Below are 10,375 nucleotides of genomic sequence, written 5' to 3'. Positions count from 1 at the left end.
CAGGACGGCGCCGTGACTCGCCAGTAGCCGCCGGCTCACGGCCAGCGCCGCCTTCTCCATCAGCGCCTCCACCGGCAGGCCGCTGTCGAAGAGCTCGGTCTCCAGCGCCGCCATCTGGGCGCCGCTCACCAGCATGTGGTCGCCGTCGCGCGGGGGCCAGAGCGGGGCGGCACGGCGGGCAGGCACGACAGGACTGAGGGGCTCGGTCTCATGATGGAGGCAGCCCGCCCTCGTCGCCCCGTGCCCGCCGCGGTTCAGCCGTTCACGCCGCCGGCCACGCCGGCCGGGGCCGCAGCCCTTGAGCGGTTGCGGCAGTGGCCCGGTGAGCACCGGGTGGCCGTGGGGCTCTCCGGCGGGGTCGACAGTTCGCTCACGGCCGCGCTGCTGGTGGAGGCCGGCTGGGCGGTGGAAGGCCTCACCCTCTGGCTGATGCAGGGCAAGGGCGCCTGCTGCGCCGAGGGGCTGGTGGATGCCGCGGGCATCTGCGAGCAGCTGGGGGTGCCCCACCACGTGGTGGATTTCCGTCAGCACTTCAAGCAGCAGATCGTCGATTTCCTGGTGGAGGGCTACGGCGCCGGCATCACGCCGCTGCCCTGCTCCCGCTGCAACCGGGAGGTGAAGTTCGGCCCGATGTTGCGCTGGGCCGAGCAGGAGCGCGGCATCGATCGCATCGCCACCGGCCACTACGCCCGGGTGTGGCACGGCGATCAGAGCGCCAACGGCCGCCATCAGCTGCTGCGCGGCCTCGACGCCCGCAAGGATCAGAGCTACTTCCTCTACGACCTGCCCCAGGAGGCGCTGGGGCGGCTGGTGTTCCCGCTCGGCGAGCTCACCAAGACCGACACCCGCGCCGAGGCGGCCCGCCACGGCCTGCGTACGGCCGGCAAGCCCGAGAGCCAGGACCTCTGCCTGGCTGATCACCACGGCTCGATGAAGGCCTTCCTCGATGCCCATCTGCCGCCGCGGGTCGGCGAGATCGTGCTGTCCGACGGCCGGGTGGTGGGCCGGCACGACGGCATCGAGCACTTCACGATCGGCCAGCGCAAGGGGCTGGGGGTGGCCTGGAGCGAGCCGCTGCATGTGGTGCGGCTCGATGGCGCCATGAACCGCGTGGTCGTGGCGCCCCGCCGCGAGGCCGCCCGCGGGGATGCCCTGGTGGGGGCCGTGAACTGGGTGTCGATCGAACCGCCGCAGGAGCCCCTGGAGGTGGCCGTGCAGGTGCGCTACCGCAGCGGTCCGGAGCCGGCCCGGCTGATCCCGCTGCCCGCCACCGACGCCGACCGTGCCGCCGATCGCCCGTATCGCTGCCGGCTGGAGTTCGCCGAACCCCAGTTCTCGATCACGCCGGGCCAGGCGGCGGTGTTCTACAGCGGCGAGATGCTGCTCGGCGGCGGGCTGATCCAGGCCGACTGAGCGGCTTTCCCCCGGCGCCCCCCTGCGGTGGGGGCCGTTGGTGGCTCCTCACCAGAAGGGATCGCTGGCCAGTTCCACGCTGAGGCTGCCGCTGCGGCTGGGCGGCACCGTGGCGATGCAGGCCCGCACGACTCGGCCGTTCACCTCGATCTCGCAGGCCCCGCAGCTGCCGCCGAGGCAGCCGGTGGGGATGCTCACCCCGGCCTGCTGAGCCGCGGCCAGCCAGTCGGTGCCAGTGGGCACCCGCGTGCTGCTGCCGTCGGGCCAGCGGATCAGCACCTCCTTCATGGCGGCCCCAGCAATGGCTCCAGGTTGACGTGCCGCTCGAAGGCATCGGCGAGGCGATCGAGCAGCCGATCCCGCTGCCGGCTGTGGTGCGGTTGGTGTTCGCTCAGCAACGGCAACCCCCGGCGGCGGCGCAGCCGGTTGAGCCAGCGTCGCCGCCAGGGGCCGCTCTCGAACACACCGTGCAGGTAGGTGCCGGCCACCAGGCCGCCCTGATCGCCCAGCGGCTGCACCCAGCCCAGGCCGGCATCGGCGCAGAGCGGCTGGCAGCACTCGAGCGCGCGGCTTTGACCGCGATGCAGCTCGAAGCCCTCCAGTTCCAGGGGTGCGCCATCTCCCAGCGGTGCGTCATCGTTCGCGGCGGGCCAGAGCGCCGGGCTGCGACGCCGGCGCAGGGCCTTGGCATCGCCGAACACGGTGCCCAGGGCAGCAGGTCGAGCCCGGCCACGCTGTCCGGCCCGTCGTGGGCGCTCCCCTCCAGGCCCTCCGGGTCGCTCAGCTCACGCCCCAGCAGCTGCAGGCCGCCGCAGATGCCGAACACCTGGCCGCCGCCGAAGGCATGGCGCCGCAGCGCCTCCCCCAGGCCGCTCTGCCGCAGTGCCGCCAGATCCCGCAGGGTCTGCTTGCTGCCCGGCACCACCACCGCATCGGGCGCCCCGAGCTCCTCGCCGGGCTCCACCCAGCGCAGCTGCACGCTCGGCTCGGCCTCCAGCGGGTCGAGATCGGAGAAGTTGCTCAGCGACGGCAGCCGCAGCACTGCTATCTCCAGCTCGGCGCCGTGTTTGCGGCCGCGCCGCTCCAGCAGATCGAGCGAATCCTCGGGAGGGAAGAGTTCATCGAGCCAGGGCATCACCCCCAGCACCGGGATGCCGGTCTCGGCCTGCAGCCAGCGGCGGCCCTCCTCGAACAGCTCGCGCCGGCCGCGGAAGCGGTTGATCAGCAGCCCGCGGATCAGCGGCCGCTCCACCGGCCGCAGCAGCGCCAGGGTGCCCACCAACTGGGCGAACACGCCGCCGCGCTCGATGTCGGCCACCAGGATGCAGCGGGCGCGGAGGTACTGGGCCAGGCGCAGGTTGGTGAGGTCGCGGGCCTGCAGGTTCACCTCCACCGGGCTGCCGGCTCCCTCGAGCACCAGCCGCCCGGCGGGGTGGCGCCGCCTGCAGCTCGCTCAGGCCGCGGCGGATCGCCGCCCAGCCGGGGCGGAACCAGTCGCGGTAGTAGTGCTCGGCGCGGCAGCTGCCCACCGACCGCCCCAGGTGGATCACCTCGCTGGTGGAGTCGCCCTGGGGCTTGAGCAGCACCGGATTCATGGCGCAGCGCGGTTCGAGCCCCGCCGCCCAGGCCTGCAGCGCCTGGGAGTAGGCCATCTCGCCGCCCGCCTCATCCACCCAGGCGTTGTTGCTCATGTTCTGCCCCTTGAAGGGCAGCGGCGTCTCGCTGCGGCGCCGCAGCACCCGGCAGAGGGCGGCCGTCATCAGCGACTTGCCGGCACCGCTGCTGGTGCCGAGCACCATCAGGGGGGTGGGGTGCTCACAGCCGCGGGCGGTGGCGCCGCAGCCAGTGGCGCAGGCGTGCGGCCGGGCCGGAGGCCGGGATCTCGTCGCTCCAGGGGCCAGCACCTCACGCCCCAGCGGCGTGAGCCGCACCCGCTCGGTGAGGCCCTGACCGTCCACCTCGCGGCGCAGCACCCCCAGCTGGATCAGCCAGATCAGATCGTCCTCCGTGCGGCTGGCGTTGAGGCGGCGGCGGCTGAGCCGCCGCCAGTCGGAGCGGGCCACCAGCTGGCCGCTGCCGAGCCCCTGCTGCTCCAGTTCCCTGTAGAACGCCAGCCGGAAGGGCAGGCAGCGCACGGCCTGGCGGGCCCGCTGCAGAGCTCGCCGGTCGTCGTGGCTGGTGGCGGCTGGGGGCACGCAGGCGTGGCATCCGCTGCCATTGTCTGGCTCAGCCGTTCCGATGCCCGTGCTGCTGCTCGCTTCAGCCTCGCCGGCCCGCCGCCGTCTGCTGGAGCAGGCCGGCATTCCCCATCAGGTGCAGGTGAGCGGCGTGGACGAGGACGCGATCAGCCACACCGATCCCACCCGGCTGGTGCAGCTGCTGGCGCGGGCCAAGGCGGCGGCGGTGCGCGAGCGGCTGGGTGATCGGCCTGGCGAGGCGGCGATCAGCGGCGTGCTGGGTTGCGATTCGGTGCTGGTCTTCGCGGGGGAGGTGTTCGGCAAGCCGGCGGACGCCCGGGAGGCGATCCGGCGCTGGCGGCGCATGGCCGGCGGCTGGGGGGAGCTGCACACCGGCCACTGTCTGCTGGCGGGGCCGGCGGCAGCCCCGTCCACGCCCTGCGAACGCCTCGCCAGCGTGACCACGCGGGTGCGGTTCACCCAGCTCAGCGATGCGGAGATCGAGGCCTACGTGGCCACGGGCGAGCCGCTGCAGTGCGCCGGCGGCTTCGCCCTTGAGGGGCGTGGCGGGGCCCTGGTGGAGCGGATCGAGGGCTGCTTCTCCAGCGTGATCGGGCTCAGCCTGCCGTTGCTGCGGCGGTGGCTGGCATCGGATGCCGCGCTGCCGGCCACGTCGTTGGCATCGCCCCCCGACCGTGGCTAAGGGCAAGGGTGGCCCTCACACCCCTCCGGCCGATGAAGTTCGTGGTTCTGCTGGCAGCCGGCACGCTGCTGGTTCCCTGCGCATCGATCGCCGCACCGCTCGAGCAGGAGCCCNTGACACTCGAGCAGGTGCATCTGCAGGCTGCCTCCGATCGCTACCGCGGCGAGGTCCCTGATGACGGGAATCTGCCTCTGGAGTTCCGGCAGAGCGATGCTCCCAGAGGCCACAACGTGATCAACCTGAGCTTCTGAGCGGCTTCGCCCGGGTGGAGCCGCCTCAGCGACCCGGGGCCGCCCTGGTGCCGCCCTGGTGCCGGGTTGATCCATCTCGCCTGTCTGCCATGAGCCTCCCGGCCCAGCACGATCCGCATCCAACGGCGGCCCTGCCTCGAGNCTGTAGATGAGGCGCCGGATCTGGGCTGTGGTTGTGGCGCTGCTGCTGCTCCTGCAGCCGATCCGCCTGGCGGCCGCAGCCGCACCCACAGGGGAGCCGGCAGCGACTCAGGCCGATCGGATCAGGGCTGCCGGGAGCTACCAGGTCGCTCCCGTGCGGATTCTCGGCATCCCGGCTCTCGTGGTGGCGTCGCCCCAGCTGCACGGGGACGGCGCCGTGGTGGAGGCCCGCCGCCGGGCCGAGCTGATCGAGGGCAACCTGCGCCTGCTCTACGAACCGCGCAGCCTCTGCACCACGGCCGAGTGGTTGTCGGAGGAGATGGTCGAGGGGGTGCTGGGCGGGCCCCGCCGCCAGCGCCTCTGCAGTGGCGATCACTGGGGCCTGCTGGGCCGTGCCGAGGATCTGCAGGTGGAGACTGAGCCATTGGCCGATGGCGAGATCCTGCTGCAGGCCCGCCTGCCGGGGCGGACGATGGCGATTCCCCTGCTCACGGTCACGGCGGCCGATGCGCAGCTGCACGGCCTCTCCACCACCCAGCTGGCCGCCGACTGGCGCCAGATGCTGGAGCGGCGACTGCGCCATGCCCGGCGGATCATGCAGCCGGCGCTGCTGGAGCTGCGGGTGGTGATCGCGCTGGTGGTGGAGCTGCTCCTGGCTGCCTCCACAGCCCGCAGTCTCTGGCTGTGGAGCCGCAGCCGGCGGGCCCTGCGCCGCCACCAGCTGCTGGCCAGGACCTCGAAGGATCTGCAGAGCGGCCGGGCCCGCCGCCTGCAGACCACCAGCCGCTTGCTGGTCAGCCTCACGCTCGTGCAGCTGGTGGTGATGCTGGGATTCGGGCTGGCAGCGGTTCCCGGTCGGGTGCCGCTGGCGGTGGCGGTGCTGCTCCAGCCGCTCTCGATGCTGCTCAAGGCGGCCCTGGTGGCTGCGGTGGCGTGGCTGCTGCGCCAGCTGCTCCATGTGCTGCTGTGGCAATGGCTGGGCACCATGTCGGTGCCCTTCGTGCAGCGTGCGCGCCGTGAGCAGCGCTATCGCAACCTGCTTCAGGTGGGCCGGCGCCTGATCAACCTGGCTGGGTTGATCGTGCTGGTGGTGTGGGTGATTGCGGGCTGGCCAGGGCTGGACGACTCGCCGGTGGCCGCCTGGCTAGCCAGTGGCGCCGTGCTCGGAGCCCTGGCGCTGGTGTTTCAGGGCCTGCTGCGCGACTTCGTGGCGGGCCTCGTGGTGCTGTTCGATGACCACTACGCCGTGGGCGATTACGTGGAGATCGACGGTGTGGGCGGGGATGTTGAAGATGTGGGCGTGCTGGCCACCGTGCTGCGCACCTTGGATCAGCGGGTGGTGGTGCTCCGCAACAGCCGCCTGGAGATGCTGGTGAATCACACCAAGCTGCGCTCCGGCGTGGAACTGACCCTGCCTCTGGCTCCGGGCTGCCCGCGGCTGGATGTTGTGGTGGATCTGGTGCAGCAGGAATGCTCGGCTTTCGCCGCCGATCCCGCCTGGAACGACAACCTGCTGGAGGCTCCGATCGTGCGGGCGTGACCCGGTCACGCGCTGGCGGTGGAACTGAGCATCCTGGTGCTCACCCGCGCCGGCCGGCAATGGGCCGTGCAGCGGGAGCTGCTGGGTCGGCTTGTGCGTCGCCTCGAGCAGGAGGGTGTGGCCCTGGCGTCGGCTCAGCTGTCGTCGGCGGTGCCCTGAGCGCAGCGGTCAGGGCACCGGTCTTCGGCCACCCTCCGCGGGTTCGGCGGCGACTTCAGTTGCCGAGCAGGGAGTCGATCAGCTGGCCCAGGCTGGGATCACCGGCACCCGGCTGGCGCTGAGGGGTGATCTGGAGCATCCGATCCGACCAGGAGAAGCTCAGGCTGCTGCCTTGATCATTCAACGCCACGGGCCAGGTCCGGCCCTTGCCGTCGGTGAGGCGATAGGCCGCGCCGGCGGGCCTGGAGAAGCTGTACACCGTGCCGTTGCTGAGCGTCACATCGAGCTGCCGGACGCCCCCGCTGCTGCGGTCGCTGATCTCGCAGGTGCCGCTGGAGAGCACCTTGAACCAGCGGCTGAGCCGGCACTGGGCCTGGCGGGCCACGCCGGTGGCCTCCTGGCCGAACAACTGGCTGCTGAGGCTGGCGTCCACGCGGCGGCGATCCCAGCCATCGCTCCAGCAGCGTCGCGCATCCACATCACACACAGCACCGCTGCTCAGACGGAAGACCTTGGGCGGAGCCTGACCGGCCAGCTGCCGCTGTGCCTGCTGTTCGGCGTAGCTGCCGTAGTACTCCCGGGTCAGACCCAGCGACAGGCCCAGCTTGTCGTAGCAGACCCGGCCTTGCGGGTCGCAGGCCACCCCGGCCTGCGGCAGATACAGGGCCGAGCCAGCGGCAGCACCACTGCCCGCCTCAGCAGGGCCGCCGAACAGCTCACGCGAGAGCTCCGCGGCGACGTTGCGGCGCATGAAGCCGTCGCTCCAGCAGAGGCGGGCGCGCGTGTCGCAGACGGCTCCGCTGCTGAGGCGGAACTCCTGAAGGGTGGGACGACCCGCCAGCTGCCGGCTGAGCTGCTCGGCGGCGGTGCGGCCGAAGTAGGTCTGCGTCTGTGCGATCGACGGCCCCTGGGCGTCGTAGCAGATCGGCCCTGCCGCGTCGCAGAGCACACCGGGCGCGGGGCTCGAGAGATCCGTGCTGGCCGGTTGCTGCAGCTGGGCCTGGGCGGCGTTGCCTCCGAGGCCGATGCAGCTGATCACCAGGGCCTTCAGCCAGGTCGAACGGGATGGGGTTGGGATGGCGATCACGGTGCTGTGCGAGTGAGGCGGAGGTGGGCGATGGTGACTGTCTTCCCCGTTGGGGGCCGATAACAAAGCCCCTGGCCGAAGCCAGGGGCTGATGGAGGCCCAGACGACTCGACGTCGATCAGTCGAGGTCGGGCATGGCCAGGGTGGGCTCGGCCTGACGGTCGATGCCCTTCTCGAAACCGGCAGCGGCGGCGCGGGCGCGGCCGGCGTGCCAGAGGTGACCCACCAGGAAGAAGAAGGCGAGCACGAACTGGGTCGCGGCCAGCCACTGGCGGATGTTCACGAAGTTCACCGAGTTGGGCTCGGTGATGATCCCGCCCACCGAGTTCAGAGACGCGTTGGGGGCGTGGGTCATGTACTCAGCCGCGCGGCGCACCTGCCAGGGCTGAATGTCGTTCTGGAGCTTGTCGAGGCTGAGGCCGTTGGGGCCCCGCAGGGGCTCCAGCCAGGGACCGCGGAAATCCCAGAAGCGCATCGTTTCACCACCGAAGATGATCTCGCCGGTGGGCGAGCGCATCAGGTATTTGCCCAGACCGGTGGGGCCCATGGCCGAACCGATGTTGGCGCCGAGGCGCTGGTCGCGCACCAGGAAGGTGAAGCTCTGGGCCTGGGAGGCTTCGGCGTTGGTGGGGCCGTAGAACTCCGAGGGATAGGCGGTGTTGTTGAACCAGATGTAGGAGCTGGCGATGAAGCTCATCAGGCTGAGCGCGCCGAGGCTGTAGCTCAGGTAGGCCTCACCGTTCCAGATGANGGCGCGGCGCACCCAGCCGAAGGGCTTGGTGATCACGTGCCAGATGCCACCGAAGATGCAGATCAGGCCGATCCAGATGTGACCGCCGATGATGTCTTCCATCGAGTCCACACCGATGATCCAGCCCTCACCGCCGAAGGGGGCGCGGAACAGATAACCCCAGATCACGCCGGGGTTGAGGGTGGGGTTGGTGATCAGGCGAACGTCGCCGCCACCTGGGGCCCAGGTGTCGTAGACGCCGCCGAAGAACATGGCCTTGAAGACCAGCAGCAGGGCGCCGACGCCGAGCAGAATCAGGTGATAACCAATGATGTTGGTCATCTGATTCTTGTCGCGCCAGTCCTGGGAGAAGAAGGAGGAATAGCTCTCCAGGATCTCCGGACCGCGCAGGGCGTGGTACAGACCGCCGAGGCCGAGCACGGCCGAGCTGATCAGGTGCAGCACACCCACCACGAAGAAGGGATAGAGGTCGGTGACCTCACCGCCGGGACCCACGCCGTAGCCGAGCGTGGCCACGTGGGGCATGCAGATCAAGCCCTGCTCATACATGGGCTTGTCGAAGGTGAAGTGGCTCACCTCGAAGAGCATCATGGCGCCGGCCCAGAACACCATCAGACCGGCGTGGGCGACGTGGGCGCCGAGCAGGCGACCGGAGAGATTGATCAGGCGGGCGTTGCCGGCCCACCAGGCGTAACCGGTGGAGTCGAGGTCCTTGCCCCCGACGCTCACCAGCCCGGAATTAAAGGGCGTTTCCACGGGGCAGTACCTCTTCAGGGAAGACGAAGTTTTCGTGCGGCTGGTCAGCCGGCGCCATCCAGGCGCGCAGACCTTCGTTCAGCAGGATGTTCTTGGTGTAGAAGGTCTCGAACTCGGGGTCCTCGGCGGCGCGGATCTCCTGCGACACGAAGTCGTAGGCGCGCAGGTTGAGGGCCAGACCGATGATGCCGATGCTGCTGGTCCACAGACCCATCACCGGCACGAACAGCATGAAGAAGTGCAGCCAGCGCTTGTTGGAGAAGGCGATCCCGAAGATCTGGCTCCAGAAGCGGTTGGCGGTGACCATCGAGTAGGTCTCCTCCTCCTGGGTGGGTTCGAAGGCGCGGAAGGTGTTGGCCTGCTCGCCGTCCTCGAAGAGGGTGTTCTCCACCGTGGCGCCGTGGATGGCGCAGAGCAGCGCGCCGCCGAGGATGCCGGCCACGCCCATCATGTGGAAGGGGTTCAGGGTCCAGTTGTGGAAGCCCTGCAGGAAGAGCAGGAAGCGGAAGATCGCCGCCACCCCGAAGCTGGGCGCGAAGAACCAACTGCTCTGACCGAGCGGGTACATCAGGAAGACGCTGACGAACACCGCGATCGGGCCGGAGAAGGCGATGGCGTTGTAGGGNCGGATGCCGACCAGACGGGCGATCTCGAACTGACGCAGCATGAAGCCGATCAGGGCGAAGGCGCCGTGCAGGGCCACGAAGGGCCAGAGGCCTCCGAGCTGCACCCAGCGCACGAAGTCACCCTGGGCTTCCGGACCCCAGAGCAGCAGCAGGCTGTGGCCCATGGCATCGGCCGGGCTGCTCACCGCAGCGGTGAGGAAGTTGCAGCCCTCCAGGTAGGAGCTGGCAATGCCGTGGGTGTACCAGGAGGTAGCGAAGGTGGTGCCGGTCAGCCAGCCCCCCAGTGCCAGATAGGCAGTGGGGAAGAGCAGCAGACCCGACCACCCGACAAAACGAAACGGTCGCGCTTGAGCCAGTCATCGAGGACGTCGAACCATCCCCGCTGCGGCGCGCGCCCTACAGCGATCGTCATGGGTGGGAAATGAGCGGTGCGGGAAACCCGCGAGCTGTGGGTTACCGGGGGATGGTAACAACGTTGCCGGCCACCGCGAGGCGTGCTGCAACGGGCTGACATCCCAGCCCTGGTCAGCGTTTTAGGTATTTCTTCCGATTCTTCGGCCCGGTGGGCGGGCCCCGCGTCAGGATGGCGTGATCTGATCGTTCCGACGGCTTCGATGGCGGTGTCCAAGGCAGACTCCGGTCCGCGCCCGCAGCAGGTGCTCGAGCAGCCCGTGCTCGGCTCCCGCCGCCTCTCCAACATCCTGGTGGCCGCCGCCGTGACCACCGGCGGACTCGGCTTTCTGCTCACCAGCCTCTCCAGCCGCCTGGGCC

8 protein-coding genes and 4 pseudogenes are annotated in these 10,375 nt (G+C 70.3%); 5 read left to right on the top strand and 7 right to left on the bottom strand.

Annotated features, from left to right (window positions below; all coding sequences use genetic code 11):
- Nucleotides 1-186 (bottom strand): annotated as a pseudogene (locus SYNGFB01_RS14920) (hypothetical protein); the annotation flags it as partial.
- Between the two features lie 27 nt (nucleotides 187-213).
- Between SYNGFB01_RS14920 and mnmA the strand changes: the two are divergent.
- Nucleotides 214-1,413, top strand: a complete 1,200-nt coding sequence (gene mnmA / locus SYNGFB01_RS08390; protein WP_082325947.1) for a tRNA 2-thiouridine(34) synthase MnmA — start codon at nucleotides 214-216, stop codon at nucleotides 1,411-1,413.
- Nucleotides 1,414-1,461: 48 nt separating this feature from the next.
- Here mnmA and SYNGFB01_RS08385 read toward each other — a convergent pair whose 3' ends face one another.
- The 3 genes and pseudogenes from SYNGFB01_RS08385 to SYNGFB01_RS16390 all read right to left on the bottom strand — a co-directional run.
- Nucleotides 1,462-1,701: a 2Fe-2S iron-sulfur cluster-binding protein gene (locus SYNGFB01_RS08385; RefSeq protein WP_048017684.1), complete on the bottom strand. Its 240-nt coding sequence runs from the start codon at nucleotides 1,699-1,701 to the stop codon at nucleotides 1,462-1,464.
- A pseudogene (locus SYNGFB01_RS08380) lies at nucleotides 1,698-3,212 on the bottom strand (cobyric acid synthase). Before SYNGFB01_RS08380 ends, SYNGFB01_RS08385 begins: the two are co-directional and overlap by 4 nt.
- A 153-nt stretch (nucleotides 3,213-3,365) precedes the next feature.
- Nucleotides 3,366-3,716: pseudogene (locus SYNGFB01_RS16390) on the bottom strand (Npun_F0494 family protein); the annotation flags it as partial.
- Between SYNGFB01_RS16390 and SYNGFB01_RS08375 the strand changes: the two are divergent.
- The 3 genes from SYNGFB01_RS08375 (at nucleotide 3,658) to SYNGFB01_RS14630 (ending at nucleotide 6,384) form a co-directional block, all read left to right on the top strand.
- On the top strand, nucleotides 3,658-4,293 hold the full coding sequence (locus tag SYNGFB01_RS08375; protein ID WP_048017688.1) for a nucleoside triphosphate pyrophosphatase: 636 nt from the start codon (nucleotides 3,658-3,660) through the stop codon (nucleotides 4,291-4,293). The pseudogene SYNGFB01_RS16390 and the gene SYNGFB01_RS08375 overlap by 59 nt on opposite strands.
- A 426-nt stretch (nucleotides 4,294-4,719) precedes the next feature.
- On the top strand, nucleotides 4,720-6,225 hold the full coding sequence (locus SYNGFB01_RS08365) for a mechanosensitive ion channel family protein (protein ID WP_235300061.1): 1,506 nt from the start codon (nucleotides 4,720-4,722) through the stop codon (nucleotides 6,223-6,225).
- An 18-nt stretch (nucleotides 6,226-6,243) separates the two neighbouring features.
- A complete protein-coding gene (locus SYNGFB01_RS14630) occupies nucleotides 6,244-6,384 on the top strand; it encodes a hypothetical protein (RefSeq protein ID WP_161795875.1) in 141 nt (46 codons plus the stop codon).
- Nucleotides 6,385-6,439: 55 nt separating this feature from the next.
- On the opposite strand, the gene SYNGFB01_RS12550 is transcribed toward SYNGFB01_RS14630, so the two are convergent.
- The 3 genes and pseudogenes from SYNGFB01_RS12550 to psbD all read right to left on the bottom strand — a co-directional run bounded on the left by SYNGFB01_RS12550 (nucleotide 6,440) and on the right by psbD (nucleotide 10,016).
- Entirely contained in the window at nucleotides 6,440-7,471 is a 1,032-nt protein-coding gene (locus tag SYNGFB01_RS12550; protein ID WP_053068405.1) for a YcgJ family protein, read from the bottom strand.
- A 118-nt stretch (nucleotides 7,472-7,589) separates the two neighbouring features.
- Nucleotides 7,590-8,978: a photosystem II reaction center protein CP43 gene (psbC, locus tag SYNGFB01_RS08355; RefSeq protein ID WP_048017682.1), complete on the bottom strand. Its 1,389-nt coding sequence runs from the start codon at nucleotides 8,976-8,978 to the stop codon at nucleotides 7,590-7,592.
- Nucleotides 8,962-10,016: pseudogene (psbD, locus tag SYNGFB01_RS08350) on the bottom strand (photosystem II D2 protein (photosystem q(a) protein)). The gene psbC and the pseudogene psbD overlap by 17 nt, the downstream one beginning before the upstream one ends.
- Before the next feature lie 202 nt (nucleotides 10,017-10,218).
- On the opposite strand from psbD, the gene SYNGFB01_RS08345 reads away from it, so the two are divergent.
- The coding region (locus SYNGFB01_RS08345; protein WP_048017681.1) for a photosystem I assembly protein Ycf4 at nucleotides 10,219-10,375 on the top strand (157 nt) is incomplete at its 3' end.

Origin of the sequence: Synechococcus sp. GFB01 (genome assembly GCF_001039265.1) — a bacterium.
Classification (GTDB): domain Bacteria; phylum Cyanobacteriota; class Cyanobacteriia; order PCC-6307; family Cyanobiaceae; genus NIES-981.
This window is presented reverse-complemented; position numbering and strand designations above follow the sequence as displayed.

Bases quoted from the DNA above. Each gene is read 5' to 3' on its own strand.
- SYNGFB01_RS08385 (WP_048017684.1), bottom strand. From the start codon at position 1,701: ATGAAGGAGGTGCTGATCCGCTGGCCCGACGGCAGCAGCACGCGGGTG.
- mnmA (WP_082325947.1), top strand. From the start codon at position 214: ATGGAGGCAGCCCGCCCTCGTCGCCCCGTGCCCGCCGCGGTTCAGCCG.